Here is a 26,596-nt window from a genome sequence, read left to right as displayed (position 1 = left end):
CCGCTCAGCCCCTGCCCGCCGGCTCGGCGGACAGCTCGTGCACCAGGGCCACCACCCGGGTCAGCACGTCGGGGTCGGTCTCCGGCAGCACGCCGTGCCCCAGGTTGAACACGTGCCCGGGCGCGGCCCGGCCCTGCTCCAGGATCCGCCGCACCTCGCCCTCGACGACCGGCCACGGCGCGAGCAGCACGCACGGGTCGAGGTTGCCCTGCACGGCCTTGTCCGGGCCGATCCGGCGGGTCGCCACGTCCAGCGGCGTACGCCAGTCGACGCCGACCACGTCGGCGCCGGCCTCGCCCATCGCGCCGAGCAGCTCGCCGGTGCCCACCCCGAAGTGGATCCGGGGCACGCCCGCGTCGGCCAGCCCCGCGAGCACCTCGGCGGAGTGCGGCAGCACGAAGCGGCGGTAGTCGGCCTCGGACAGCGCGCCGGCCCACGAGTCGAAGAGCTGCACCGCGGAGACCCCGGCGGCCACCTGGACCCGCAGGAACTCCAGCGTCACCTCGGCCAGCCGGCGGCAGAGCGCGTGCCACAGCTCCGGCTGGCCGTACATGAGGGCCTTGGTCTTCGCGTGGGTGCGCGACGGGCCGCCCTCGACCAGGTAGCTGGCCAGGGTGAACGGCGCGCCGGCGAAGCCGATCAGCGGGGTGTCGCCCAGCTCGGCGACGAGCAGCCGGACCGCCTCGTCCACGTAGGACACGTCGTCGCGGGTGATCGGCCGGATCCGTTCCACGTCGGGCAGGGTGCGCACCGGCTCGGCCACCACGGGGCCGGTGCCGGGCACGATGTCCAGGTCCACCCCGGCGGCGGCGACCGGCACGACGATGTCGCTGAACAGGATCGCGGCGTCCACCCCGTGCCGGCGTACCGGCTGGAGGGTGATCTCGGTTACCAGCTCGGGGCGGCGGCAGGACTCCAGCATCGCCACGTTGGCCCGGATCTCGCGGTACTCCGGCAGCGACCGGCCGGCCTGCCGCATGAACCAGACCGGGGTGTGCGGGACGGGCCGACGCCGGCAGGCCCGGACGAAGGGCGAGTCGGCCGGTCCGCCGGAGCGGAGGTCTTCGTCTCGGGCGTCGTCGCCCGTCGTGGTGGTGGTCATCGCGGCCATCGTGCCACGCGGCATGCTCGCGGCAGCGGGCAGCGCCGCCTTTTGTGACCCCCGTCAGCCCGCCGGGACGAAGGCGCCTCCAGCGGGGCTTCCCCGGCCCTCAGGGCCACCGCACACGGGCCGCGGGAGGGCCGGCTCCCGGCGTGCCGTTTCCGGCGGCGACGGGTCGCCGGGCATAGGCTGCCGGCATGGCCCCCCCGATCGCGCTCCCGGAGACCTTCGCCCGCGCGGTCGCCGGGCTGCGGTCCGCGGCACCCCGGTCGGAGATCGTGCTGGAGGAGATCGGCGCGCCGCAGCGCCTCGCCCCGTACGCCTTCGCGCTCTCCGCCACCGTCGTGCGCGACGACGACGAGGTGGCCTCCGGGCGACTGATCCTGCTGCACGACCCGGCCGGGCACGAGGCGTGGCGGGGCGACCTGCGGCTGGTCACCTACGTGACGGCGGAGCTGGAGGTCGACCTGGCCGCCGACCCGCTGCTGCCCGGAGTGGGCTGGACGTGGCTGACCGACGCCCTGGACGCGCAGGACGCCGGTCACACCGCGATCGGCGGCACGATCACCCAGACCATGTCGACCCGGTTCGGCGACCTGGCCGGGCCGCCCGCGGCCGGCGACATCGAGATCCGCGCCTCCTGGACACCGGTCGACGACGACCTCGCCCCGCACCTGCTCGCCTGGTGCGCACTGCTGGCCTCGACCGCCGGGCTGCCCCCGCCCGGGGTGACCGCGCTGCCGGAGCGTCGCCCCGCCGGCGCGGCCTGACCCCGCGACGGTCACCTCACAGGTACTTCTCGGCCTCGTTGCAGATCTTGTCCATGCCCTGGACGGCCTTGTCGTAGGCCGCCTTGTTGCCGGCCGCCGCCGCGCCGAGCGCGGTGGTGAGCTTGTCGAGGCAGTTGGCGATGACCTTCTTCTGCCGGGCCTGCTCGTCCCGGTCGTTGCGGGTGCCGGTGAGGTCCTGCTCGGTGTCGTCCAGCTTGTCCTTCACCGACTGCAGGTCGGCCTTGAGCTTCTCGATCTCCTTGCCGTTGGCCGCGATGGTGCCGTCGCGCTGGCTGACCTCGCTGGCCATCTTCTTCTCGGTGCGGTCCAGCTCGCTGCTCGTGCTGACGAACAGGCCGGTCATCACCCCGCCGAGGACGAAGAGCAGCCCGGCCACCACGGCCAGGACCAGCACCTTGCGGCTCTTGCCGGCACCCGGCGCGGGGGCGCCGAAGGGCGGGGCGGAGCCGGGCGGGCCGGACATCGGCTGCCCGTACGCCGGCCCGGACGCCGGGGGCACGGACATCGGCTGCCCGAAGGCGGGCGGAACGGAGACCTGGCCGGCCTGGGGCGCGGCGGCCGGCGTGCCGGCCGGGGCGTAGCCGGACCCGGCCGGCGGCGCGGACTGCGGATAACCGGCGGACCCGGCCGGCGGCGCGGACTGCGGATAACCGGCGGACCCGGCGGGCGGCACGGACTGCGGGTAGCCGGCGGACCCGGCGGGCTGGGCGCCGTACTGCTGCGGCACGGCCGGCTCGGGGGTGTGCTGGCGGGGGGTGCCGTAGGTGGTGCCGTAGGTGGTGCCGTGCGGGGCGCCGCCCGACGGCGGCTGACCGGGCGCGACCGGCGGCTGCGGCGGGTACGGCGGGTAGCCGCCCGGCCCGGTCGGTGGCTGGGACATGTCGTTCTTCCTCCACGTGAGCTGGTCCGGGCGGCATGGTCCGCCGGACCGGTGGGTACGGGTCGGGTGCTGACCGGGTCAGCAGATCTTGAAACCGTCGCAGGCGACCTTGATCGGCACGGCGAGGCCGATCCCCTCGGCGTCGCGGGCCTTGGCGGTGGCGATGCCGACCACCTGCTTGCTGCCGTTGATCACCGGGCCGCCGGAGTTGCCGGGGTTGATCGGGGCGTCGAACTGGATGACGGGACCCTGGCCGCCGCCCGCCTCGCGGAAGGCGCTCACCACGCCGGTGGTGACGCTGTCCTCCAGGCCGAGCGGCGCGCCGACGACGACGATCTGCTGCCCGGACTTCACGGCGGCCGGCGCGGCGACCAGGCCGGTGAACTTGCCGGTGGTCCGCAGGTGGGCGACGTCGTTCGCCTCGTCGACCCTGACGATGGTCGCCGGGAAACGCTGGTCGGTGCGCTCCAGGAAGACCTCCCGCTCGCCGGCCTCCCAGACCGACTCCACCACGTGGTAGTTCGTGAACAGGTTGGTGCCCCCGCCGGCGGCCGGCTTGCCGATGGCGAACGCCGTGCCGGTGGAGTTGCCGGCCCGGACCCGGAACACGCTGGGCAGCACCGCGCTGGCGACGGCCTCCGGGTTGAACGCGGCGCCCGCCTGCTTCTCCAGCGCCTCGGCCCGGCTCTCCAGCCCGTCGAGCCGGGTCCCGTCGGCTGCCTGCGCCGCGTCCAGCCGGCGGTCGGTGTCGCCGAGCCGGTCCGAGAGCCGGTGGATCTGGTACGCCTGCACGCCCGTCACCACGGCCAGCAGGCCGGCGAGCACGAGCGCGGTGACGGTCAGCCAGCGGCCCCGGGAGGCCGGCGCGGCGCCCGCCTGGACGGGGCCGGCGGGGTACGGCTGGGCCGGCCCGGCGGCCGGCGGCTGGCCGGGCACGGGCGGCTGCCCGGGGGCGCCCGGGGACGCCTGCCCGGCGGCGGGAGGCCAGCCGGCGCCCGGGGCGACTCCGGCGGACGTCGGGCCGCCGGGGGCTGTCGGGGCGGCGGACGGCGCGCCACCCTGCCCCCAGCCGGCGGGGGCGACCGGGGCGGCGCCCCACTGGCCCTGTTGCTGCGGCGGTGACCAGGTCGTCCGTGGCGGCGCGGCGGGGGCCTGCCCCGGGACGTTCGGCGGGTACGCCGGCGCGGGCGGCTCGATCCGGGGCGGCAGCGGCCCCGGCCGGTAGCTCCCGTCGCCCGGCCCCGCCGGACCCGTGTCCGCCGACCCGTAGCCAGCAGTCATGATCGCCTTGCCCTCCCCGTAGCCGCCCCGCGGTGTCCCGGGGCCTGATGATGCCGTACCGGCGCAAACGGCTCGATGGACCGTACCTGCGTGAAAGGGGTTTGTCTTCCCCGATGTCCGGCTGGGGGAGGACCCGGCCGACCGTCCGATCGACACGCACCGGACCGGCTGCACCCGCCGGATCGCGTCGCGCACTAGGGTTGTCAGGTGACCGACGAACCACCCCTGCGCCGTCGGGCCGCCGAAAGCCGCACGGGAAACGAAGCGCACCACCCGCCGTCGGCCCGGCCGGAGCCGGAGGACGCGGGGACCGAACCGCACGCCGACGGGCCCGTTCCGCTGACCGCCCCGCGCGAGGGCACACCCCAGCCGGCGGCCACGCCGGACGAGCTCGCCGAGGTCGTGGCCCGCTTCGCCGCCGGCACCGGCCCGGTCGCCCTGGACGCCGAGCGGGCCTCGGGCTACCGCTACAGCCAGCGGGCATACCTGGTGCAGCTGCGCCGGGCCGGCTCCGGCACGGCGTTGATCGACCCGCTGCCGCTGCCCGACCTGACCGCCCTCGACGAGGTGATCGGCGAGGCCGAGTGGGTGCTCCACGCGGCCAGCCAGGATCTGCCCTGCCTGGCCGAGGTGGGGCTGCGCCCGCGCCGGCTCTTCGACACCGAACTGGCCGCCCGGCTGGCCGGGTTCGAGCGGGTCGGCCTGGCCGCGCTGACCGAGCAGCTACTCGGCTACAGCCTGGAGAAGCACCACTCGGCAGCCGACTGGTCGAGTCGCCCACTCCCGGAGTCCTGGCTCACCTACGCGGCGCTGGACGTGGAGATGCTGGTCGACCTGCGCGACGCGCTCGACGAGGAGCTGACCCGGCAGGGCAAGTCCGCCTGGGCGGCGGAGGAGTTCGCCGCGCTGGTGCGCACCGGCGCCCGGCCGCCCCGGGTCCGCGCCGAGCCGTGGCGCCGCACCTCCGGCATCCACCGGGTGCGCGGGGCGCGCGCGCAGGCGCGCGTGCGCTCCCTCTGGTACGCCCGGGACCAGATCGCGGCCCGACGGGACGCCGCCCCTGGGCGGGTGCTGCCGGACTCGGCCATCGTCGCGGCGGCCGAGCTGGACCCGAAGGACGAGAAGACGCTGCTCACCCTGCCCGGATTCGGCGGCCGCTCGGTGCGGCGGCTGGCCCGCACCTGGCTGGCGGCGCTGGACGACGCCCGGCAACTGCCGGAGGACGCGCTGCCGGTCGCCCCGACGGTCGAGGGTCCCCCGCCGCCGCACCGCTGGGCCGAGCGGGACCCGGTGGCGGCGGCCCGGCTGGCCCGGTGCCGGGAGGTGGTGGTCCGGATCGCCGGGGCGCACCGCCTGCCCCCGGAGAACCTGATCACCCCCGACACGATCCGCCGCCTGGCCTGGGTCCCCCCGGAGGAGATCACCGAGGAGACCGTGACAGAGACGCTGCGCGGCTTCAACGCCCGCGAGTGGCAGATCGCCCTCCTCCTCCCCGACCTCACCGAGGCCCTCACCGACCCACCCCCATCCCCCTGACCCCCGCCCCTCCCTCCCCCGCCACCTCGCCGTTGATCATGAAGTTGTTGTCGCCCCGGCCGGGGCGACAACAACGCGCGCACCGGGTGGGGGCGGGGCCAGGGGGGGCGGGGCCAGGGGGGGGCGGGGGTGGGGTGGGTGTGGGGTTGGCCACATGGGGGTGGGTGCCGACGGTGGTTACTGGCGAGTAGCATCCGGAGGAACACGCCCGTGCCGGCGACCTTCATTCGGTCCGTCGTGCCGCCTGTCGGCGCGGAGGCCGAATCATGGTCGAAAAGGAGGCTCCAGTGCCCCGTGAAGTCCGGGATGTCGTCTTCGTCGACGGCGTCCGCACCCCCTTCGGCAAGGCGGGTGGCATGTACGCCAACACCCGCGCCGACGACCTGGTGATCCGCTGCATCCGCGAACTGCTGCGCCGCAACCCGCAGCTGCCGCCGGAGCGGGTCGAGGAGGTCGCCATCGCCGCCACCACCCAGATCGGCGACCAGGGCCTGACCATCGGCCGGACGGCCGCCCTGCTGGCCGGCCTGCCCAAGACCGTCCCCGGTTTCGCGATCGACCGGATGTGTGCCGGCGCGATGACCGCGGTGACCACCGTCGCCAGCGGCATCGCCATGGGCGCGTACGACGTCGCCATCGCCGGGGGCGTCGAGCACATGGGCCGCCACCCGATGGGCGAGGGCGTCGACCCCAACCCGCGGATCGTCGCCGAGAAGCTGGTCGACCCGTCCGCGCTGGTCATGGGTGCGACCGCGGAGAACCTGCACGACCGCGTCCCGCACGTCACCAAGGAGCGCACCGACGCCTTCGCGCTCGCCTCGCAGCAGAAGACCGCGAAGGCGTACGCCAACGGCAAGCTCCAGGACGACCTGGTGCCGATGGCGATCCGCGACGCCGACGGCGGCTGGGGCCTGGCCACGGTGGACGAGGCGCCCCGGGACACCTCGCTGGAGAAGCTCGCCACCCTGAAGACCCCGTTCCGCCCGCACGGCAAGGTCACCGCGGGCAACGCGGCCGGCCTGAACGACGGCGCCACCGCCAGCCTGCTCGCCTCCGAGGACGTCGCCCGCGAGCTGGGCCTGCCGGTCGCCATGCGGCTGGTCTCGTTCGGCTTCGTCGGCGTCGAGCCCGAGGTGATGGGCGTCGGCCCGATCCCGTCGACCGAGAAGGCGCTGCGCCTCGCCGGCCTGACCATCGACGACATCGGCCTGTTCGAGCTGAACGAGGCGTTCGCCGTGCAGGTGCTCGCCTTCCTCGACCACTTCGGCATCGCCGACGACGACCCCCGGGTCAACCCGTGGGGCGGCGCGATCGCCATCGGTCACCCGCTCGCCTCCTCGGGCGTGCGGCTGATGACGCAGCTCGCCCGGCAGTTCGCCGAGCACCCGGAGGTCCGCTACGGCCTCACCGCCATGTGCATCGGCATCGGCATGGGCGGCACCGTGATCTGGGAGAACCCGCACTGGGAGGGTGGAGACAAGTGAGCCTCGCCGCACCGAACGAGGTTGTCACCAAGGCGCTGCTGCGCTCGGTGAACGTACCGGGGCTGGACCGGCCGGCCGCCCTGATCACCCTGGACAACGGCTTCGACCACACCAAGCCGAACAGCTTCGGCCCGGGCGGCCTGACCAGCCTGGACGAGGCGATCACCGCCGCCGTGGCGGCGAACCCGGCGTTCATCGCGGTCACCGGCAAGCCGTACGTCTTCTGCGTGGGCGCGGACCTCACCAGCCTCCCGCAGCTCGCCGACCGCGAGCAGGCCCTGGAGATCGGCCGGCTCGGCCACCGGGTCTTCGCCCGGCTCCGGGACAGCGAGATCCCGACCTTCGCCTTCGTCAACGGCGCGGCGATGGGCGGCGGCCTGGAGCTGGCCCTGCACTGCCACTACCGGACGCTCTCCGGCGGCGCCGCGGCGCTGGCCCTGCCCGAGGTCTCCCTCGGCCTGGTCCCCGGCTGGGGCGGCACCCAGTTGCTGCCGAACCTGATCGGCATCCCGGCGGCGACCCAGGTGGTCATCCAGAACCCGCTGATGCAGAACAGGATGCTCAAGCCGAAGCAGGCCGCCGAGATGGGCATCGCGGACGTGCTGCTGGAGCCGGCGGACTTCCTGGAGCGGTCCCTGGAGTGGGCCGCCGGCGTGGTCCGCGGCGAGGTCACCGTGACCCGCCCCGAGGTCGATAAGGACATGTGGGCGGGCGTGCTCTACTTCGCCCGGTCGACACTGGACCAGCGGCTGCACGGCGCGGTCCCGGCCGCGTACAAGGCGCTGGACCTGCTGGAGACGGCGAAGGACGCCGACTTCGCGACCGGCACCGCCGCCGAGGACGAGGCCCTGGCGGACCTGGTCTTCTCGGAGGAGCTGCGCAGCGGCCTGTACGCCTTCGACCTGGTGCAGCGGCGGGCCAAGCGGCCGGCCGGCGCGCCGGACAAGGGCCTGGCCCGGCCGGTCACCAAGGTGGGCATCGTCGGCGCCGGCCTGATGGCCAGCCAGCTCGCCCTGCTCTTCGCCCGCCGTCTCCAGGTGCCGGTCGTGCTGACCGACCTGGACCAGGCCCGGGTCGACAAGGGCGTCGGCTACGTGCACACCCAGATCGAGAAGGCCGTGAGCAAGGGCCGGATGGACAAGGGCACCGCCGCCAAGCTGTACGGCCTGGTCAGCGGCTCGGTCGACAAGGGCGCCTTCGCGGACGCCGACTTCGTCATCGAGGCCGTGTTCGAGGACCTGAACGTCAAGAAGCAGGTCTGGGCCGAGCTGGAGAAGATCGTCAAGCCGGAGGCCGTGCTGGCGACGAACACCTCGTCGTTGTCGGTCACCGCGATGGCGGCCGAGCTGGAGCACCCGGAGCGGGTGGTCGGCTTCCACTTCTTCAACCCGGTCGCCATGATGCCGCTGCTGGAGATCGTCCGGGGCGAGCGGACGGACGACGCCACCCTCGCCACCGCCTTCGCGGTCGGCAAGCAGCTCAAGAAGTCCTCGGTGCTGGTGAAGGACGCGCCGGCGTTCGTGGTCAACCGGCTGCTCACCCGCTTCCTGGGCACCGTCTTCGCGGCCGTCGACGCCGGCACCCCGCTGGACGTGGCGAACAGCGCGCTGGACCCGCTGGGCCTGCCGATGCGCCCGCTCGCCCTGCTCCAGCTCGTCGGGCCCGCTGTCGCGTACCACGTGGGCGGCACCCTGCACGCCGCGTTCCCGGACCGGTTCGGGGTCAGCGAGAACCTCAAGCGGATCGCCGACTCCGGTCAGCCGATCGTCGTCGACGACCAGGTCAACGACGAGGTGGCGAAGCTGCTGGTGGTCGGCGACCAGCCGCTCACCGCCGAGCAGGTGCGCCAGAACGCGCTCGACGCGCTGGCCCAGGAGATCCGGCTCATGCTCGACGAGGGCGTCGTCGCCGAGGCGCAGGACATCGACCTGTGCATGATCCTCGGCGCCGGCTGGCCGTTCCACCTGGGCGGCGTCACGCCGTACCTGGACCGGACCGGCACCTCGGAGCAGGTGACGGGCCAGCGGTTCCTGCCGCGCGGAGTCGCCAGCCTGCCCGCCTGAGTCCACCCCGCTCCCCCGCGTTCGCGGTGGTTGCCCCGTCCAGCTTGGATGGTGGCGGCCACCGCGATCGTCGTTGCGGCCCGCCCGGCCGGGAAGCGGATAGCGGGACGCAGTTGTGGCTGGCTACCATCACGCGTTCGCAACGTCGCCTGGAGCTGATCCATGTCCTCACCGCCGGTCGATCCCTGGTCCGGGCAGCATGAGCACGACACCCACTACGACTTCCACCCGCCGCAGCCGGACAGCTATCCCGTGCCGCCGGCGGAGGGCTGGCCGCCGGCGGGCGGGCAGCCGCCGTACCACGGCGGCTGGTCCGCCGCGCCGGCCTCCGGCTCCCCCGCGGCCCCGTACCCCACCCAGCCGTACGGCGGATATCCCGTAACGCCGCAGGAGGGCTTCCCACCCGCCCCGCACGCCGGCTACCCACCGCAGTACGCCGGCGCGCCCCAGCCGGGTGGCGGGCCCGCACGGTCGCACCTCAACCTGGTCCTGACCCTGGGCATCGTCGGGCTGCTGGTGCTCTGCCTCGGCGGGGGTGCCGTGGGCTACGTCGCCCTCTCCGACAACGACACCCCGGTCGTGAACCCGACGCCGACGGCGACCCCGGCGTCGAGCGCCACGCCGAGCGCCCCGCCGTCGTCGGAGGCCGCCCCGTCCCCGGAGACCAGTTCCACCCCCCGGATCCGGGTCGTCACGCCGGAGACCCTCGCGGGCCGCCCGCAGAGCACCGAGCCGACGCTGAAGAAGCTGGCCGACGACATGGTGCGGGAACTGAAGACCTCGGTGCCGCAGGCGACGGGCGTGGCCGGCGCCTTCTACGGCAGCGCCGACGAGCGCGACATGGTCATGGTTGTCGCCGCCTCCACCTTCGTGCTCAACCCCGAGCGTGAACTCGACGACGCGGTCAAGGGGATCTCCAGCGAGTTGAAGGTCAAGAGGCTGACCAGCATCGCCCCGGGTCCGAACGGCGGCGAGGCCAGGTGCGGCGACGGCGAGTCCGCCGACGTGCCGCTGGGCGTCTGCGCGTGGGCCGACCACGGCAGCGTCGGGATCATCGTGATGTTCTTCTCGTCCTCGGCCGCCGCGGCGGCGGAGTTCGTCGAGATCCGCGGCCAGATCGAGCAGAAGTACTGACCGCCTGGCACGGAGGGGCCCGTCACCACCGGTGACGGGCCCCTGCCGCGTCAGCTTGCCGCGTCAGCCCGCCGCGGCCGCCCGCTCGGCGGCGCTGCGCAGCACGCAGAACTCGTTGCCCTCGGGGTCGGCGAGCACCACCCAGCCCGAACCGTCCGGGCGGATGTTGTCGGAGACGTGGGTGGCGCCGATGCCCAGCAGCCGCGCCACCTCCTCGTCCCGGGTCCGGTCCGCCGGCTCCAGGTCGAGGTGCAGGCGGTTCTTCACCTCCTTGCCCTCGGGCACGGCCAGGAAGAGCACCTCCGGGCCCCCCGGGGGCAGCAGCATGGCCTCCGGGTCACCGGGGAAGTCGTCCGGCTGCCGGGGGCAGTCGAAGACCTGCGCCCAGAAGCCGGCCAGGGCGTACGTGTCGCGGCAGTCGATGCCGATGTTGTGGATGGTCGCGCTCACTGGTGTTCCTCCTCTGTCGACGCGCCCGCCCGCTCCGCCGCGCCGCGCAGGACGCAGAACTCGTTGCCCTCCGGGTCGGCGAGCACCACCCAGCCCGTGCCGTCGGCACGTCGCTGGTCGTCCACCAGGACCGCGCCGAGCCCGAGCACCCGCTCGACCTCCTGGTCGCGGGTCCGACCGGCCGGTTGCAGGCAGACGTGCACCCGGTTCTTGACCGTCTTGGCCTCGGGCACCTGCTGGAAGAACACGCTCGGGGTGGTGTCGCCACCCGGCGGCAGCAGGACCGCCTCCGGGTCGCCCGGTGCGTCGTCGGCGTGCCGGGCGTAGCCGAGCACCGCCGACCAGAAGCCGGACAGGGCGTAGGTGTCGTGACAATCGAAACTGATGTTGTGGATCCGTGGATACACGGGTTCCTCCGCTGGGGATGGAGGCGCCCCGGATGCGTGAGGGTCAGCCGGCGAGACGGGGCGCGGAGATCATGACGGTGAACATTCGACGCACCCCCCTCCGGATGTCGGGCTGACGGCATGATCCTTTCATCGGGCCGGCCCGCCCCGCAACCCCCGGTGCCGCGTCACCGCCCGGCGGCCGGTTCCTCGGCGGTCACCGCCGGGGCGGCCTCCGCCGCCGGCAGGGTCACCGTGACCTCCAGCCCGCCGCCGGGCTGGGCGATCACCCGGACCGTGCCGCCGTGCGCGTCGCAGACCGCCCGGACGATGGAGAGCCCGAGGCCCGAGCCGCGCGCGCCGGTGCGCTCCCGGCCGCCGCGCCGGAACGGCTCGAACAGGCCCGGCACGTCGGCCTGGTCCACCTCGAAGCCGGTGTTGCCCACCACCAGCCAGGACCGGCACCCGTCCGAGCCCGTACGCACCCAGAGCCGGCCGTGCAGGTGGTTGTAACGCACCGCGTTCTCGATCAGGTTGCCGGCCAGCCGGTCCAGCAGCCCGGGGTCGCCGACCACCGGCGCGGACTCCAGCGAGGTCTGCACCCGCAGCCCGATCCGCTCCACCTCCCGGCGTACGGCCGACAGGGCGTTGGCGGTGCCGGCGGCGAGGTCGCACTCGGTGCGGCGGCCGAGCCGGCGGCCCGCCTGGGCCTCGCTGCGGGCCAGCACCAGCAGGGCGTCGACGAGCCCGTTGGCCCGCTCGGAGGCGTCCCGCACGACGGTGGCCATCCGGCGGTACTCGGCGGCGTCCGCCTCGTCGTCGCTGAGCGTCACGTCGATCTCGGTACGCATCACGGCGAGGGGGGTGCGCAGCTCGTGCGAGGCGTTGGCGACGAAGCGCTTCTGCGCCTCGAACGCGGCGGCGATCCGGTCCAGCATCGCGTCGAACGTCTTCGCCAGCTCGGCCACCTCGTCGTCGGCGCCGGAATAGCCGATCCGCTGGTCCAGGGTGGTCTCGCCGAGCCGCCGGGCGGTGGCGGTGACCTGGTGCAGCGGGCGCAGCGCCCGCCCGGCCACCGCGTACGCCCCGGCCACCCCGACGACGCTGATCGCCAGCAGCGCCACCAGGCCCTTGACCAGCAGCTCCGTGCTGGCGGCGTCGACCAGTTGCCGCTGCCACTGCGCGGCGTCCAGCGACCGCCCGTCGGCCAGCACCACGGTCGTGCCGGGGAGCAACTCGTCGGTCGGGCGCAGCGCGTCGCGGACCAGCAGCCAGGCCAGCAGCACCAGGATCGCCCCGGCGCCGACCAGCAGCACGCCGTTGAGCAGGGTCAGCCGCAGCCGCAGGGTGGGCCGCAGGCGCCTCCGCACGGCCGGGTCCTTCGGTTTGGACCGCGGGGCCCGCGACCCCGGCTCACTCCTCGCGCTCACCGTGCCACCTCCGCCGTGCGGTAGCCGGCGCCGACCACCGTCTCGATCAGCGGGGGGTCGCCCAGCTTCTTGCGCAGCGTCATCACGGTGACCCGGACGATGGTGGTGAACGGGTCGGTGTTGGCGTCCCAGACCCGCTCCAGCAGTTCCTCGCTGGAGACCACCGCGCCGCGTGCCTTGAGCAGCTCGCAGAGCACGCCGAACTCCTTGTTGGTCAGGTCGACCGGCTGCCCGCCCCGGGTGGCGACCCGGCGGGCCGGGTCGAGCACCAGATCGGCGAGTTCCAGCACCGGCGGCGCGGCCGGGGTGGCCCGCCGGCCGAGCGCCTGCACCCGGGCGACCAGCTCGTCGAAGGCGAACGGCTTGGGCAGGTAGTCGTCGGCGCCGAGCTGCAACCCCTCGACGCGGTCGGCGACGGTGCCGCTGGCGGTCAGCATCAACACGCGGGTGAGCGCGCCGGAGGCCGCCAGGTCCGCGCAGATCTGGTCGCCGTGCACGCCGGGCAGGTCCCGGTCCAGCACCACCACGTCGTAGCGGGTGACGAACGCCATCTCGTGGCCGCTGTCACCGTCGTAGGCGACGTCCACCGCCATGCCCCGCTTGCGCAGCCCCCGCACGATCGCGTCGGCGAGGTTGCGCTCGTCCTCGACCACCAGTACCCGCATCCCGGCCTCCTCGCGCCCTGACCACCCGACAACCTAGTGCGGGCCGCCAACCCGGGCCGCACCCGCCGTCCGGGCCGGCCACCGTTGCAGAAAACCTTCGTCGTACGCGATGCTTCCGGCATCAACCTTCGTGACGGACGGGGAGACGCATGACCGACGCGGCGCCGACGGCCGGGCGGGACGTCGCCTACCGGGGCTTCCGTCTGCCGGACGACGCGGACCGGGGCGTCCTGGCCGGGCTGCGCGCCGCCCCCGGGGGGCTCGAACTGGCCGACCCGGTCGACCGGCTCGACCACACCGACGCCGACGGCCGCACCCGCCGGTACGTCGCGGGCAGCTGGACCTCGCCGCCGGTGCCGGCCGGCTTCGCCGTCCGCGACGTGGTGCCCTCGTGGACCGGGCAGACCCCGGACGGCTGCTGGCTGCGGGTGGAGCTGCGGGGCTGGCACGACGACGCCCCGGCCACCGGCTGGTACGTCCTCGCCGACTGGGCCGCCGACGACGAGACGTTCCGCCGGACCTCCGTCCCGGGGCAGCGCGACGCCGACGCCCGGGTGGACACGGACACCCTGCTGGTCACGGGCGCGACGGTCACCGGCTGGCAGGCCCGGGTGACCCTGCTCCGGCCGGCGGACGGCGACACCGGCGGCACGCCGGTGCTGCGCACCGTCGGGGCCGTCGCCTCCGCACCGCGCACGGAGGCCGCGGCGACCCGGCCGGCGGCCGAGGGTCCACCGTCCGTGGCAACCCCGCCCGGCGTGGACGCCCGGCCCGCCGGAGTCGCCCCGGCCCCGGCCGCCGCACCCGGTGCCGCCCGGACGACGCCGGCCGCCTGGGGCACCGTGCTGGACGTGCCGCGCTACTCGCAGCGGCTGCACGCCGGCGCGCACCCGCAGTGGGGCGGCGGCGGGGACTCCTGGTGCAGCCCCACCTGCACGTCGATGGTGCTCGCCTTCTGGGACGCCGCCCCCGCCCCGGACCGGTACGCCTGGGTGACCCCGCCCGGCCCCCGCCCGGTGGTGGTGCACGCCGCCCGGCACTGCTACGACCACGCCTACGCCGGGGCCGGCAACTGGCCGTTCAACACCGCGTACGCCGGGCTGCACGGGGTGGACGCCTTCGTCACCCGGCTGCGCTCGCTGGCCGAGGCGGAGGCGTTCGTGGCGGCCGGCATCCCGCTGATCGTCTCCGCCGCGTTCACCGCCGGCCAGGTGCCCGGCCTGGACTACGACACCGCCGGGCACCTGTTGGTGCTGGTGGGCTTCACCGACACCGGCGCCCCGGTGCTCAACGACCCGTACGCCTCGGACGACGACGGGGTGCGCCGGACCGTCGACCGGGACCGGTTCGAGGCCGCCTGGCAGGCCGGCAGCGGCGGGGTGGCGTACGTGCTCCGGCCGCCCGGCGTGCCGCTGCCCCCGGCGCCGGAGCAGCCCAACTGGTGACCCGGCACCCGGGGCAGCCCGACGGGTGACCCGGCGGCGCGGGCCGGACGACCATCCGGCGTGCCCGGGCTCAGCCCTCGAACCGCCAGACGCCGTACTCGCCGGTGCGCAGCCGGCACAGCACGGCCTCCGTGCCGCCCCGGCAGTCCCCGGAGGCGTCCCTGAGCAGGTCGACCACCCGGGACCGGCCGGCCACGACGTCCAGCTCGCCGACCACCAGTCCGCCGCCGGATGCGGCCGGCCGCACGGCGAGGAGCCGGTCGCCGTCCTGCCACGGCATCAGCTGCCACGTGCCCAGGTCGGCGACCTGCCGACCGGTCGCCGCGTCGAGCACACTGAACCGCTCTCCGGTCGCCCCCGGCGCGAGCGCCAGGAGCCGCCCGTCCCGCCCGGACAGCACCCCCAGCCATCCCTCCGCGGTCCAGCGGAGCGCGCCGGTGGCCGGGTCGAGGGCACGGAACCCCCCGGTCTGCCCTGCGGCGCAGAGCAACTCGCCGCAGTCGATGACGTGCTCGACCAGCGGCACGCGTGCCGCCCACCGCGGTCGCAGCCCGTCCAGCCCGTACGCGGTCACCACGCCGGCCCGAGCGACCAGCAACAGGTCGTCGATGACCGTCGGCTGACCGAACGAGGGCTGCCCGTCGAGGCGCACGTCCGCCGCGTGCAGCAGGTCGCCCGAGCGGGGGTCGCGCACCTCCGCCCTCCCGTCGGCCGTGACCAGCACGATCCGCTCGACCAGCCCGTCGCGGAGGCCGAAGCGCACCCCCTCGGGCGGCGTCGGCACCGACCAGAGCGCCCGCCCGGAGGCCGGGTCCACCGACTTCAGGGCGGCGGCGTCCTGCATCAGCAGCGTCCCGGCGACGTCCGCCCAGTGGTAGCCGGCCTGTCGCCAGCGCTCCCGGCCGGTGGCGGGGTCGAGGGCGATCGTCTGGCCGAGGCTCTGGTCCCCGGTGACCGAGAACAGCACCACCCCGGGCCCGGTCTGCACCTGCCAGAACCGGCCCGGCGCGAGGAGGCGGGCGCGCCACAGGGGAGCCGGCGCCCGGCCGTCGGCGGGGGTCCGGGCGGGCAGGGCGTAGGCGCGCACCTCGACGGTCCCCCCGGGCTCCCCCTCGGCCGGTTCGACCACGTAGAACCGGTCGCCGTCGAGGAACGCCTCGGACCCGACGCGGGCCGGCACGACGACCGAGACCCGCTCCGGTGCCGGCGCGGCGCCCGCCAGGGTGGCCACGAGCAACGCGAGCACCAGCGCGATCCGCAGCGGCCGCCCGACGGCGCGGGGCGGGCGGGGCAGCGGCGCCTCGCCGTCCGGCTCGTCGCGTAGCTCGCCGAGGTCGATCAGGGTCATGCCCGCCCCTCCCCGCCGGTCATCCGGGCAGCTCCCAGACCCCGTACGCGCCGCCCTCCCGGCGGCAGACGACGAGCGACCCGTACGCGCCGCACGCCCCGACCACGCCGTGCAGGGCCGCCAGCACCCGGATGCCGTCCCCCCGCTCGTCGAGCCGGCCGACCAGGACCCGCCCGTCCCGCTGCCGACGGTGCAGGACTGCGCGGTCCTCCCACGGCGCCAGGTCGCCCAACTGCCAGCGGCCCAGCTCCCGCACCGGGCGACCGGTCGCCGCGTCGAGCAGCACGTGTTCCGCCACACCGCCGCGCGGATAGCCAGCAGCCAGCAGCCGATCGCCCACGGGTGTCAGCAGCGGCCAGTCGTCGGCGCGCCAGCGGGCACTGCCGGTGGCGGGGTCGAGCAGCCGCAAGCCGCGCCCGCCGTCCTCGACGCAGATGACGACGCCGCACCCGAAGGCGTACGGCCGGTCGGACGGGCCGCGCGGCGCGCTCCACCGCCGGCGCAGGGCGGCGGTGTCGTAGGCGGAGAGCACACCGGGCCCTTCGGACACCAGGACCAGGTCGTCGGTGACCCCGAGCACCTGGGGCGGCCCGGCCGTGGCGGGCAGGGCCGCCGCGCGCCGGACGTCGCCCGAGTCCGGGTCGCGCAGCTCCAGCCGCCCGCCGTCGAGCACCGTCAGCAGCGTCACCCGGCCGTCCCGGGCCGACCAGTGCAGGGCCTCCGGGGACAGCCGCAGCGTCCGGCGGACCGCACCGGTGGCGGCGTCCACCGACCGCAGCACCGGCACCCCCGGCCGGGTGCCGGCGACCCCCCACACGAGCAGGTTTCCGGCCGGCGTGGCGCCGTACAACTGCCCGTCGACGCGCCAGCGCATCGCGCCGTCGGCGGCGGCGAGCCCGACGACCTGTGGGGCCGCTTCCTCCGGCATGTCGAGCACCACCACGTCGCCGACGCGCACGACGGGGAAGGGACCCACCGGCCCGGTCAGCGGCAGCTGCCACAGTGGACGGCCCGAGGGCAGTTGATGGGCGGCCACCCGGGGGCCCGGGCCGGGGCCGCTCGCCGCGTCGGGCCCGATCCGGTCGACCACCAGCAGCAGGTCGCCCGCGACGACGACGTCGGCGTCCGGGCGGGCCGGGATGACGGCGCCGGGCGGCTGCGCGGCCCGGGGCGCGGCAGCGGTCAGCACGGCCGAGCAGAGCAGGGCGACCAGTGCGGGTACCCAGCGGCGGACCGTCCGAGCAGGCCCGGGGTCGACCGGCGGCGGGACGTCCCGCCGCTCACCGAGGTCGATGACCGTCACGTGCTGTCCTCCCCGTCACACTCCCGCATGGACCGGCAAACCGGCCGGGGAGGCACCGGCCCGGCAAAAGCGACGCATCCGCGCCTGTACGATGGCGCGTCGTGGCTGTGCCGGTGATAGACCCCTCGCTGAACTCCGTCTCCGCGCCCGTCGCGGCCGAGCCGTCGCGGCGGCCCCGGCGGAGGCCGGCCCGCGCCGACGTACTGGCCATCGGAGCCTATGTCCTGCTCGGCGTTCTCGTGTGCCTGAACTACTGGGTGGACGTGCAGAACCGGGTGTCGTCGCACCTGCCCACCGACCACAGTTGGTTCGAGTGGCTCTTCTCGCACGGCGCGTACTCGGTGCAGCACCTGGAGAACCCGCTGTTCACCGACCGCCAGAACGCCCCGGACGGGGTGAACATGATGGCGAACACCTCGCTGCTCGGGGTGACGCTGCCGCTGGCGCCGCTGACCATGCTCCTCGGCCCGCAGGTCATGTACGCGCTCTACCTGGGCGCCGCGCTGGCCGCGACGGCCGGCACGTCGTACTGGGTGCTGTCGCGGCACCTGGTGCGCTCCCGGGCGGCGGCCTTCGTCGGCGGCGCGTTCCTCGGCTTCGCGCCCGGCATCGTGCACCACGCCAACGGTCAGCCCAACTTCGTCTCGAACTTCCTGCTGCCGCTGATCGTGCTGCGGGTGTTCCGGCTGGGCGAGCCCGGCCGGTGGCGGCGCAACGGCGTCGTGCTCGGGCTGCTGGTGGCGTACCAGATCTTCATCAACGAGGAGATGCTGCTGCTGACCGCGCTGGCCTGCCTGGTCGCCGTGGTCGCGTACGCCGTGATGCGGCCGGCGCGGACGCGGGCGGTGGCCGGCACCTTCGCCGCCGCGCTCGGCGTGGGCGGTGGGTTGGCCCTGCTGCTGACGGCCTACCCGATCTGGTTCCAGTTCAACGGCCCGCAGTCCTACCGGGGCCTGCAGGGCGGGGTGTTCCACAACTGGGGCGAGGACCTGGCGGCCTTCGTCACCTTCGCCCGGGACACCGTCGCCGGGGACGAGGCGGTGGAGAAGACCATCGGGCTGACCGAGCAGAACACCTGGTTCGGCTGGCCGCTGGTGCTGCTGTCGCTGGTGGCGCTGGTGCTGCTGGTCCGCCGCTCGCTCGCGGCCCGGATCGTGGCGGTGCTGGTGGTGGTCTTCACCGTGGCCTCGATCGGCCCGAAGGTGCGCCTGAACGGGGTGGAGACCGAGACGGACGGCCCGTGGTCGTACATCCCCGACGACCTGCCGCTGGTCGAGATGATGATGCCGACCCGGCTGGCCCTGGTGGTGGGGGCGGCGGTCGGCGTGCTGCTCGCGCTGGCCTGGGACGCGGTGGCCCGCGACGGCCGCCCGCCGGTGCCGGCCCCCCGCGTCGGCGACGACACCACCGGTGGCGTCGGGCCGCGCCGCCGGTGGCTCCGGCCGGTCGGGTACGCGGCCGTCGCGCTCGCCGTCCTGCCGCTCGTCCCCCGCCCGCTGCCGGCGCAGCCCGTCGAGCCCCCGCCGCACTTCATCACCGCCGGCGGTTGGCGCCCGTACGTGCCGGCGGGCCGGACGCTGGTGCCGGTGCCGATCCCGAGCAACGTGCACGGCCTGCCCACGCTGCGCTGGAGCGCCCTGACGCAGCACGCGTTCCCCATCCCCGGCGGCTACTTCATCGGGCCGAACGAGCTGGGCGAGGGCGTCTTCGGCGCGCCGAACCGGCCGACCAGCACCCTGGTCTACACCACGATGGACTCCGGCGAGGTGCCCCCGCTCACCGACGAGAACCGCCGCCAGGCGGTCGAGGACCTGCGCTTCTGGAAGGCGTCCGTGGTCGTCCTCGGCGCGCACCCGCGCGAGGCGGTCCTCCGGGAGCTGATGACCGCGCTGATCGGCCCGCCGCAGCGCGTCGACGACGTCTGGCTGTGGGACGTCCGTCCCCTGGTCGGCTGACCCGTCACCCCACCAGCGGGCGCACGTCCCAGACGTAGGCGCCCGCGACCTCGCGGCCGGGGCCGAGGAGCGACTCGACCGTACGCCTAACCGGGTCGCCGTGGTGCAGTCCACCCTGGACCACCACGGCGGCGCGCCAGTGGCGCAGGTCCTCGACCGCGCGCCGGCGGTCGGCGTCGGTGACCGCCGGCACCTCGCCGGTCTCCGCCGCCCGGCGCAGCAGCGCGGCCGTGGGACGATCCGGCGCGCCCCAGCGGGCGGCCGGGTCGTCGGCGGCCCGGGGGCCGATGAAGTAGCCGCCCGGCGCCGGGAAGGCCAGCCCGGTGCGGGCCGACCAGAGCATCGCCGGGCTGACCCCGGCACCCGTCACCGGCGGCACCGGCACCACGGTCCGACCCGGCGGGACGTACGCGCGCCAGCCGCCCTCGGCCACGAAGGCCGGCACCGGCCAGGCCGGCACGGTCCGGATCGGGGTGGGGAACAGCGGCAGCAGCGCGGCGGCCACCGCCCCGCCCCAGAGCAGCCGCACCGGCACCCCGCCCGGCCGTGGTTCGGCCCCTGTGGCGGCGCGGAGGCGGTCCAGGGAGAGGGCGAGCAGGATGCCCAGCACCGGGATGCAGACCAGCGGGAAGCGCGCCGGCACCGCGAGGTCGAGCAGCGGCAGCTCCGCGACCAGCCGGTACGGGCCGGGGATGCCGGTGGCCGCGCCGTCCAGGCGCACCTGCGCGCCGAGGGAGAGCAGCGCGAAGAGCACCCCGCAGACGGCCAGCGCGCGGACCGACGGCCGGCGCCACAGCCAGATCACGACCACCACGGCGAGCACCAGCAGCCCCGGCCCGAAGAAGGAGTTCTCCTCGGTCGGGTTCGGCGCGAGCAGGCCCGGCAGGTGGTCGTCGCCGAACACGGTCTGCCGGGCGGAGGCGGTGAACGACGCGGCGTCGAGCTGGTAGCCGTACGTGTGGAAGGGCATCCCCCGGTAGTGGCCCGGGCCGAAGAACTGGAACCACAGCGGGTACGCCAGCAGCGGCAGCGAGACCGCCACGCCGATCCCCAGCCGCACGAGCAGCGCGGGCGCCGACCGGCGGGCCGCCGACCGGTCGGCCACCGCGTACGCGAGCGCGAACGTCCCGGCCGCCAGCACCAGGAAGACCAGCACCTCCTCGCCGAGGAAGACCTGGTACGCCACCAGCAGCCCCAGCAGCGCCCCGTGCCGCACCGCCCGGCGCGGGTCGGGGTGGAACACCAGCGCCAGGATCGCCGGCACCAGGAACTGCGCGGCCATGTGCAGGTGCGCCCCGGCCTGCGCGACCATGCCCGGGGCGAAGCCGCAGAACAGGCCGCCGACGGCCGCGGCCACCCGGGAGTCGACCAGCCGGCGGCGCAGCAGGACGTACCAGGCGGTCGCGGTGCCGGCGAGGCAGCCGACCACCGCCACCAGGAACGCCGCCTGCGAGCCGAACAGCAGGGTGACCGGGGTCAGCGGCACACCCAGGCCGAGCACCGACGTGTTGGCCATCAGGTTCACGCCGTCCGGCGCGTTCAGCGCCGAGCTGTACAGCGGGTTCTCCAGGCCCGTCACGGCCCGGGCCGCGCGGGCCAGCATCCACTCGAAGAGGATCTGGTCCCCCGCCTGGTGGAACAGCCGCCCCGGCCGCCCCCACTGGCCGACGGTCAGCAGCACCGCCAGGGCGAGATAACCGGCGACGACCAGCGCGTCGGCGGCGCGGGCCGGCAGCCGGCGCGGGCGCCGGGCTGGTGCCGCGTCGACGGTGCCGGTCGCCGCCGGGGCGGCCATCAGGCCGGCTGGTCGGTCAGCGCCCGGACGTCCCACACCCAGACGTCCAGCTCCCGGCGGCCGGGGCCGACCAGCTGCTCGACGGTGCGCCGCAGCGGCTCGGCGTGGTGCTGGTCGACCGGGAGCACCAGGATGGCCGCCCGCCAGTGCCGCAGCTCGTCGAGCGACCGGCGGCGCTGCCGGTCGTCCAGTTCGGGGGTACGGCCGGTCGACGCGACCTCCTCCAGCAACTGCCCCACCCCGCTGGGCCGGCCACCGAAGCGGCCGGGGTCGCCGGTGTTGCCGTTGCGCGGGGCCAGGAAGTAGCCGCCGGGGATCTTGAAGTCGAGGTTGGTGGACGCGGCCCAGCGCATCCCGTGGGTGTGGCCCATGTTCGGCACCGGGATCGGCACCAGGGTCTGGTCCGGCCCGACGTAGTCGCGCCACCGGTCGGCGGTGATGAAGTCCGGCACCGGCGGGCGCGAGGTGACCTTCAGCGGCATCGGCGCGATCGGCAGCAGCGCGAGGACGAGCCCGGCGACGGTGAGCGTACGCAGCGTCCGCGGCTCGACCGGCAGCGCCCGGGAGCGCTCGACGGCCAGCGCCAGCAGGATGCCGACCACCACGCCGGTGATGAGGCCGAACCGGGTCGGCACCACCGCGTCGAGCAGCGGCAGCCGGACCAGCCACTCCCACGGCCCGGTGACCAGCTCGCGGTCCCACCAGGACACCCGCTCGCCGAGCGAGAGCACGGCGAAGAAGACCCCGGTCACGGCGAGCGCCCGGACCAGCAGCTCCCGCCGCAGCCAGGCCACGATGCCGACGGCGATCAGGGAGAGGCTCCAGCCGAAGAAGGCGTTCTCCTCGGAGTAGTTCGGGGCGAGGTTGATGTTCGCGCGCTCGTTGCCGCCGAGCGTCGGCGAGCCGGGGGCGAAGAACGCGGCGATGTCGTTGCCGTAGTCGCGGACCGCGTCACTCAGCCCGTGGTACGCCATCGGCCCGGCGAACTGGACGTAGAGCGGGTACGCCAGCAGCGCCCCGGCGACGACGGTGCAGGTCGCCAGGGCCTTCGCCAGCGGCCGCCACGCCGCCGACCAGAGCGCCGGACGCTGGGCGAGCACGGCGAGCAGGAACACCCCGCACGCCAACGCCGTGAAGAGCAGGATCTCCTCGTTGATGAACGCCTGGACGGTGACCAGCAGGGCGAGCACCAGACCGTCGCGCCACGGCCGCCGGGACCGGGTGATGACCAGCACCCGCCAGACGATGAACGGCAGCAGGAACTGGGAGATGATGTTGGGGTGCCAGTTGGCGTGCGACAGCATCGCCGGCGAGAACCCGCAGAACCAGCCGCCGACCGCCGCCGCCAGCGGGCTGCGCACGACGTGCCGGGAGAGCACGAAGTACCAGGCCGAGGCGGTGCCGGCGAGGGCGAGGGTGACCAGCACCACGAACGTCACGGCCGGGCCGAAGAGCAGGGTCACCGGCACCATCGGGATGCCCAGCGCGAGGATGGCCGTGTTGGCCATCAGGTTGACCCCGTCGGGGTAGTTGAACTGCTCGGTGAAGAACGGGAACTCGCCGTGCAGCACCACGCGTACCGAGTGGGCGAGGAAGAACTGCACCTGGGCCGGGTCGCTGCTGTAGAGCGAGGCCACCCGGCCGGCCGGGTCCACCCAGATCTGGCTGGTCACCCAGACCGCGGCGAGCAGGAACAGGCCGAAGACCACGAGGTCCTGGCGGCGTCGGGCCCAGCGCCGCGGCCGGGCGGGGGCCGCCCCGTCGTCCGCCGCCGGCGCCCCGGCCCCGCCGTCCGCCGCCGGCGAGGTGCCGGCGACGGTCTTCGACGGCGTTCCGGCGGCGGCGTCGACCTCGGCAGCGGCGACCGACGGCCCGGTGGCCTCGGCCGGGGCCCGGGTGGCGGGGACGGGTGCGCCGCCGTTCGACGTACGGTCACCGGCGTCACCGCGGTCGGGCCGGGCGGCGGGGTCGGATGCGGAGGCCGCGGCGGCGTCGGATTCCGGCGAGGATTCGGCGCGGGTCTCGGCAGGCGTCACAGTCGGCGGAGTCTACCCGAGCGGGACATTCGCCCTGAAACCACGTCAGCGTCCACTGTGGCGCGTGTCGGCCGGCCGTGCGACCTGCGGCCGGTCGGCGGACGAGGCGCCGCGTCCGGGTGATCGGACATCTCGTACTATGGCGCTTTCCGTAGACCACGGCTGAGGCGATCGAGGGGGCGTACAGGTGGCTCCAGTCCGCCGGCGCGGCATCACGGCCACCGCACTGCTGACTCTGCTGCTCACCGCGACGGCCTGCGGTCCGGTCGCCGACCGTCAGCCGGGCGACCTGCGGGTCGGGTACGACAGCCTCGACGGCGACCTGGCGGTGTGGCCGCCGCGCGGCGCGCTCGCGGGCGACGCCACCGTGACCGCGGCGGTGACCGGGGCGGTCCGCGACTGGCGGTCGCCGGCCGAGGACCGGGTGCACCTGCCCACCTCCGGGATCCTCTGGTCCGGCGAGGTGGACGGCGCGCCGCTGGTGCTGGTGGCCGCCGACGTGCCCGGCGAGAGCGCGTCCTGGCTGCTCCAGGTCACCGCCGACGGCGGCCGGTACGCGGTCACCCGCGCCGCCGAGTACACCGACCCCGGCTACCTCGTCTACTCCGACGTGCTTCCCGTGCACACCGGCGCCGGCCGGCGCTACCTGACGTCGAGCCGGGTCGAGCGGCTGCTCGGGCCGGACGGCCGCGCGCTGCGCAACGTCGACGGCCTCACCGAGCCGGTGGACGTGCCGGCCTGCCGGGCCGTCGGGGTGACCGCCACGCTGAAGGCGACCGAGTCGCTGCCCCGGGGCCGCTCCGCCGACCGGCTGCTCGACCTGGGCACCGGCACCACCGACCCGCGCTATCCGCTCGTGCGGGACGAGAGCGGCTCCGGCAAGCGGGCCCTCAAGGGCCTCGACACCTGCGTGCTCGCCGGCGAGGAGGGGCCGTTCGGCAGCGTCCCCCGCCGCATCGGCGACCGGGACGCCCCGCGCTCCACGCCGTCGTCCTGGCCGATGTCCAAGCTGACGGTCCGCACCCTGGGCGAGGTCGCCCTCGGCGGCGGCGAGCCGGCGGAGCTGGAGCAGCTCAGCTGGGAGACCGCGGACGGGACGATGACCGCGGTGGTCTACCGCCCGTCCGACGGGGGCCCGCCGGTGCTCTCCCCCGCCGACCAGTCCAGCCCGTTGCAGGCGTACGCGCTGCCGGTGCCGGGGCAGCCGTTGGCGGTGCTGAGCTGGCGGTCCACCCGGGACAGCTCGCTGTCGACGCCGCCGGAGACCCCGCGCCTGGTGGACCGGCCCGGCCTGGTCGTCGTGCCGATGCCGGCCCGCTCGGAGACGTTCAGCCTGGCCAGCGCCGAGAAGACCCACTACCGCTCCCTCGGCGGGCGCTGACCCACCCCACCCCACCCCGTCCGGGCATAACGGGCCATTGACGGCGCTCGGGAAGCTGGCGGGCGGGGTGTCTGGTGCGTGGGGGTGGGTGACACGACGGCGGCGGGTGGCCCGGGAGGGCCGCCCGCCGCCTGCGTTCGGTGCGTCAGTTCTGCGCGGTCGCGTCGTCGGCGGTGATGACCGGCTCGACCGGCTCGACGTCCAGCCGGGAGATCCAGCCGGTGACGTCGCGGGCCACGTCCTGGGCGGTCAGGCCGAGGTCGGCGAGGATCTGCGCGCGGGTGCCGTGCGGGTGCCAGTCCGCCGGCACGCCGAGGTCGCGCAGCGGCACCCGGATGTCGGCGTCCCGCATCGCCTGGGCGAGGGCGTCGCCGACGCCGCCGACCCGCACGCCGTCCTCGACGGTGACCACGAGGCGGTGCCCGGCGGCCAGCTCGACCAGCTCGGCCGGGACCGGCCGGACCCAGCGCGGATCGACCACGGTGACGCCGTAGCCCTGCTCGGCGACGCGGGCGGCCACCTCCATGCCGAGGTGCCCGAAGGAGCCGACCGCGACCAGCAGCACGTCCGTACGCGCCGACTCGGCCAGCACGTCGACGGTGCCGATTCGGCGCACAGCCGGCAGGTCGGCGGCGACGGTGCCGGTCGGGAACCGGACGATGGTGGGGCCGTCGTCGACGGCCACCGCCTCGCGCAGTTCCTCGCGGAGGGTGGCGGCGTCGCGGGGCGCGGCGATCCGCAGGCCCGGCACGACCCCGAAGACGGACATGTCCCACATGCCGTAGTGGCTCGGCCCGTCGGGGCCGGTGATCCCGGCCCGGTCCAGCACGAAGGTCACCGGCAGCTTGTGCATCGCCACGTCCAGCAGGACCTGGTCGAAGGCGCGGTTGAGGAAGGTCGCGTAGACCGCCACCACCGGGTGCAGCCCGCCGAGCGCCAGGCCGGCGGCCGAGGTGGCCGCGTGCTGCTCGGCGATGCCCACGTCGTACACCCGGTTCGGGTGCTTGCGGGCCAGCTTGGCGATGCCGGTCGGCTCGGCCATCGCGGCGGTGATGCCGACCACGTCGGGCCGCTCGTCGGCGATCGCGACCAGCTCGTCGGCGAAGACGTGGGTCCACTTCACCGAGGGCCCGGCGAGCGACTTGCCGGTCTCGGCGTCGAAAGCACCCGGGCCGTGCAGGCAGTCCGCCTCGTCCTCCTCGGCCGGGCGGTAGCCGTAGCCCTTGCGGGTGACGGCGTGCACGATCACCGGGCCGCCGAAGTGCTTCGCCGCGCGCAGCGCCGACTCGACCGCCACCACGTCGTGGCCGTCGACCGGGCCGACGTACTTGATGCCGAGGTCCTCGAACATCGCCTGCGGGGCGACCGCGTCCTTGATGCCCTTCTTGACCGCGTGCAGCACCTCGTACATCGGCTTGCCGACCAGCGGCGTCGAGCCGAGCGCGTCCTTGACGGTGTCGAGGACCTTCTCGTAGCCGGGGTTGAGCCGCAACGAGGAGAGGTGGTCGGCGAGCCCGCCGATGGTCGGCGCGTACGACCGGCCGTTGTCGTTGACCACGATGACGAGCGGGTTGCCGGCGGTCGCGATGTTGTTCAGCGCCTCCCAGCACATGCCGCCGGTGAGCGCGCCGTCGCCGACCACCGCGACGACGCTGCGCTGCTCGCCCCGCAGGGCGTACGCCTTGGCCAGCCCGTCGGCGTAGGACAGGGCGGTGGAGGCGTGCGAGTTCTCGACCAGGTCGTGCTCGCTCTCGGCCTGGCTCGGGTAGCCGGAGAGGCCGCCGCGCTGGCGCAGCTTGTCGAAGCCGACCTGCCGCCCGGTGAGGATCTTGTGCACGTACGCCTGGTGGCCGGTGTCGAACAGGAGCCGGTCGCGCGGCGAGTCGAAGACGCGGTGCATGGCCAGCGTCAGCTCGACCACGCCCAGGTTGGGGCCGACGTGCCCGCCGGTGCGGGAGACCTTGGCGATCAGGAAGTCACGGATCTCGGCGGCGAGGATGTCCAGCTCCTCGGCGGACATCCGCTTGACGTCCTGCGGACCCCGGACGGTGGCCAGCAGCCCGGCGTGGTGGACCGTGCCCTCTTCAACACTCATGACGGAAGAGTCTATCGGCCGCCGCACAGTCCGCAG

Annotated in this window: 20 protein-coding genes; 8 read left to right on the top strand and 12 right to left on the bottom strand. The window is 75.1% G+C overall.

The genetic code is table 11. The features are described from left to right. Nucleotides 1–4: 4 nt before the first annotated feature. Nucleotides 5–1,102 carry a uroporphyrinogen decarboxylase gene (gene hemE / locus ACZ6O2_RS01855; protein WP_466021657.1) on the bottom strand — a complete coding sequence of 366 codons (1,098 nt, stop codon included), beginning with the start codon at nt 1,100–1,102 and terminating at the stop codon, nt 5–7. Between the two features lie 197 nt (nt 1,103–1,299). On the opposite strand from hemE, the gene ACZ6O2_RS01850 reads away from it, so the two are divergent. Further along, nucleotides 1,300–1,872: a DUF3000 domain-containing protein gene (locus ACZ6O2_RS01850; RefSeq protein WP_350711038.1), complete on the top strand. Its 573-nt coding sequence runs from the start codon at nt 1,300–1,302 to the stop codon at nt 1,870–1,872. Between the two features lie 16 nt (nt 1,873–1,888). Here ACZ6O2_RS01850 and ACZ6O2_RS01845 read toward each other — a convergent pair whose 3' ends face one another. Together ACZ6O2_RS01845 and ACZ6O2_RS01840 are read right to left on the bottom strand one after the other, a co-directional pair. Then, nucleotides 1,889–2,773: a hypothetical protein gene (locus ACZ6O2_RS01845; protein WP_466021656.1), complete on the bottom strand. Its 885-nt coding sequence runs from the start codon at nt 2,771–2,773 to the stop codon at nt 1,889–1,891. A 78-nt stretch (nt 2,774–2,851) separates the two neighbouring features. Further along, complete coding sequence (locus ACZ6O2_RS01840; RefSeq protein WP_466021655.1) at nt 2,852–4,054, bottom strand: S1C family serine protease; 1,203 nt, start codon at nt 4,052–4,054, stop codon at nt 2,852–2,854. Between the two features lie 207 nt (nt 4,055–4,261). On the opposite strand from ACZ6O2_RS01840, the gene ACZ6O2_RS01835 reads away from it, so the two are divergent. The 4 genes from ACZ6O2_RS01835 to ACZ6O2_RS01820 all read left to right on the top strand — a co-directional run bounded on the left by ACZ6O2_RS01835 (nt 4,262) and on the right by ACZ6O2_RS01820 (nt 10,271). Further along, a complete protein-coding gene (locus tag ACZ6O2_RS01835) occupies nt 4,262–5,590 on the top strand; it encodes a ribonuclease D (protein WP_350711032.1) in 1,329 nt (442 codons plus the stop codon). 287 nt (nt 5,591–5,877) lie between these two features. After that, nucleotides 5,878–7,074 carry a thiolase family protein gene (locus ACZ6O2_RS01830; RefSeq protein WP_350711030.1) on the top strand — a complete coding sequence of 399 codons (1,197 nt, stop codon included), beginning with the start codon at nt 5,878–5,880 and terminating at the stop codon, nt 7,072–7,074. Then, on the top strand, nt 7,071–9,137 hold the full coding sequence (locus ACZ6O2_RS01825) for a 3-hydroxyacyl-CoA dehydrogenase NAD-binding domain-containing protein (RefSeq protein ID WP_466021654.1): 2,067 nt from the start codon (nt 7,071–7,073) through the stop codon (nt 9,135–9,137). Before ACZ6O2_RS01830 ends, ACZ6O2_RS01825 begins: the two co-directional genes overlap by 4 nt. Before the next feature lie 162 nt (nt 9,138–9,299). Next, nucleotides 9,300–10,271, top strand: a complete 972-nt coding sequence (locus ACZ6O2_RS01820; protein WP_350711026.1) for a RodZ family helix-turn-helix domain-containing protein — start codon at nt 9,300–9,302, stop codon at nt 10,269–10,271. 63 nt (nt 10,272–10,334) lie between these two features. On the opposite strand, the gene ACZ6O2_RS01815 is transcribed toward ACZ6O2_RS01820, so the two are convergent. From ACZ6O2_RS01815 to ACZ6O2_RS01800, 4 genes are all read right to left on the bottom strand, one after another. Then, nucleotides 10,335–10,721, bottom strand: a complete 387-nt coding sequence (locus tag ACZ6O2_RS01815) for a VOC family protein (RefSeq protein WP_350711024.1) — start codon at nt 10,719–10,721, stop codon at nt 10,335–10,337. Further along, nucleotides 10,718–11,128, bottom strand: a complete 411-nt coding sequence (locus ACZ6O2_RS01810; protein WP_350711022.1) for a VOC family protein — start codon at nt 11,126–11,128, stop codon at nt 10,718–10,720. The genes ACZ6O2_RS01815 and ACZ6O2_RS01810 overlap by 4 nt, the downstream gene beginning before the upstream one ends. A 167-nt stretch (nt 11,129–11,295) precedes the next feature. Beyond that, nucleotides 11,296–12,477, bottom strand: coding sequence for a sensor histidine kinase (locus tag ACZ6O2_RS01805; RefSeq protein ID WP_350711021.1), 1,182 nt, complete (start codon nt 12,475–12,477; stop codon nt 11,296–11,298). 56 nt (nt 12,478–12,533) lie between these two features. Then, nucleotides 12,534–13,202, bottom strand: a complete 669-nt coding sequence (locus tag ACZ6O2_RS01800; RefSeq protein ID WP_350711019.1) for a response regulator transcription factor — start codon at nt 13,200–13,202, stop codon at nt 12,534–12,536. A 149-nt stretch (nt 13,203–13,351) separates the two neighbouring features. On the opposite strand from ACZ6O2_RS01800, the gene ACZ6O2_RS01795 reads away from it, so the two are divergent. Then, entirely contained in the window at nt 13,352–14,647 is a 1,296-nt protein-coding gene (locus ACZ6O2_RS01795; RefSeq protein WP_466021653.1) for a peptidase C39 family protein, read from the top strand. Nucleotides 14,648–14,717: 70 nt separating this feature from the next. Here ACZ6O2_RS01795 and ACZ6O2_RS01790 read toward each other — a convergent pair whose 3' ends face one another. Both ACZ6O2_RS01790 and ACZ6O2_RS01785 read right to left on the bottom strand, forming a co-directional pair. Beyond that, entirely contained in the window at nt 14,718–15,995 is a 1,278-nt protein-coding gene (locus ACZ6O2_RS01790) for an outer membrane protein assembly factor BamB family protein (RefSeq protein WP_466021652.1), read from the bottom strand. 19 nt (nt 15,996–16,014) lie between these two features. After that, on the bottom strand, nt 16,015–17,298 hold the full coding sequence (locus ACZ6O2_RS01785) for an outer membrane protein assembly factor BamB family protein (protein WP_466021651.1): 1,284 nt from the start codon (nt 17,296–17,298) through the stop codon (nt 16,015–16,017). Nucleotides 17,299–17,405: 107 nt separating this feature from the next. Here ACZ6O2_RS01785 and ACZ6O2_RS01780 point away from each other — a divergent pair, with 107 nt between their 5' ends. Further along, nucleotides 17,406–19,253, top strand: a complete 1,848-nt coding sequence (locus ACZ6O2_RS01780) for a DUF6311 domain-containing protein (RefSeq protein ID WP_466021712.1) — start codon at nt 17,406–17,408, stop codon at nt 19,251–19,253. Nucleotides 19,254–19,257: 4 nt separating this feature from the next. On the opposite strand, the gene ACZ6O2_RS01775 is transcribed toward ACZ6O2_RS01780, so the two are convergent. Both ACZ6O2_RS01775 and ACZ6O2_RS01770 read right to left on the bottom strand, forming a co-directional pair. Continuing rightward, nucleotides 19,258–21,048, bottom strand: a complete 1,791-nt coding sequence (locus ACZ6O2_RS01775) for a DUF6311 domain-containing protein (protein ID WP_466021650.1) — start codon at nt 21,046–21,048, stop codon at nt 19,258–19,260. Further along, a complete protein-coding gene (locus ACZ6O2_RS01770) occupies nt 21,048–23,084 on the bottom strand; it encodes a DUF6311 domain-containing protein (RefSeq protein ID WP_466021649.1) in 2,037 nt (678 codons plus the stop codon). The genes ACZ6O2_RS01775 and ACZ6O2_RS01770 overlap by 1 nt, the downstream gene beginning before the upstream one ends. Nucleotides 23,085–23,271: 187 nt before the next feature. On the opposite strand from ACZ6O2_RS01770, the gene ACZ6O2_RS01765 reads away from it, so the two are divergent. After that, nucleotides 23,272–24,465: a hypothetical protein gene (locus tag ACZ6O2_RS01765; RefSeq protein ID WP_466021648.1), complete on the top strand. Its 1,194-nt coding sequence runs from the start codon at nt 23,272–23,274 to the stop codon at nt 24,463–24,465. A gap of 145 nt (nt 24,466–24,610) precedes the next feature. On the opposite strand, the gene dxs is transcribed toward ACZ6O2_RS01765, so the two are convergent. After that, nucleotides 24,611–26,560, bottom strand: a complete 1,950-nt coding sequence (gene dxs, locus ACZ6O2_RS01760) for a 1-deoxy-D-xylulose-5-phosphate synthase (RefSeq protein WP_466021647.1) — start codon at nt 26,558–26,560, stop codon at nt 24,611–24,613. Nucleotides 26,561–26,596 lie beyond the last annotated feature (36 nt).

This window comes from Micromonospora sp. NPDC048040, from assembly GCF_055587185.1.
The sequence above is the reverse complement of the archived record's forward strand: the minus strand, read 5'-3'. Positions and strand labels throughout refer to the sequence as shown.

Excerpts from the sequence above, each read along its gene's own strand:
- hemE (WP_466021657.1), bottom strand. The coding sequence starts at position 1,102 with ATGACCACCACCACGACGGGCGACGACGCCCGAGACGAAGACCTCCGC.
- ACZ6O2_RS01850 (WP_350711038.1), top strand. The coding sequence starts at position 1,300 with ATGGCCCCCCCGATCGCGCTCCCGGAGACCTTCGCCCGCGCGGTCGCC.
- ACZ6O2_RS01845 (WP_466021656.1), bottom strand. The coding sequence starts at position 2,773 with ATGTCCCAGCCACCGACCGGGCCGGGCGGCTACCCGCCGTACCCGCCG.
- ACZ6O2_RS01840 (WP_466021655.1), bottom strand. The coding sequence starts at position 4,054 with ATGACTGCTGGCTACGGGTCGGCGGACACGGGTCCGGCGGGGCCGGGC.
- ACZ6O2_RS01820 (WP_350711026.1), top strand. The coding sequence starts at position 9,300 with ATGTCCTCACCGCCGGTCGATCCCTGGTCCGGGCAGCATGAGCACGAC.
- ACZ6O2_RS01800 (WP_350711019.1), bottom strand. The coding sequence starts at position 13,202 with ATGCGGGTACTGGTGGTCGAGGACGAGCGCAACCTCGCCGACGCGATC.
- ACZ6O2_RS01795 (WP_466021653.1), top strand. The coding sequence starts at position 13,352 with ATGACCGACGCGGCGCCGACGGCCGGGCGGGACGTCGCCTACCGGGGC.
- ACZ6O2_RS01790 (WP_466021652.1), bottom strand. The coding sequence starts at position 15,995 with ATGACCCTGATCGACCTCGGCGAGCTACGCGACGAGCCGGACGGCGAG.
- ACZ6O2_RS01775 (WP_466021650.1), bottom strand. The coding sequence starts at position 21,048 with ATGGCCGCCCCGGCGGCGACCGGCACCGTCGACGCGGCACCAGCCCGG.
- dxs (WP_466021647.1), bottom strand. The coding sequence starts at position 26,560 with ATGAGTGTTGAAGAGGGCACGGTCCACCACGCCGGGCTGCTGGCCACC.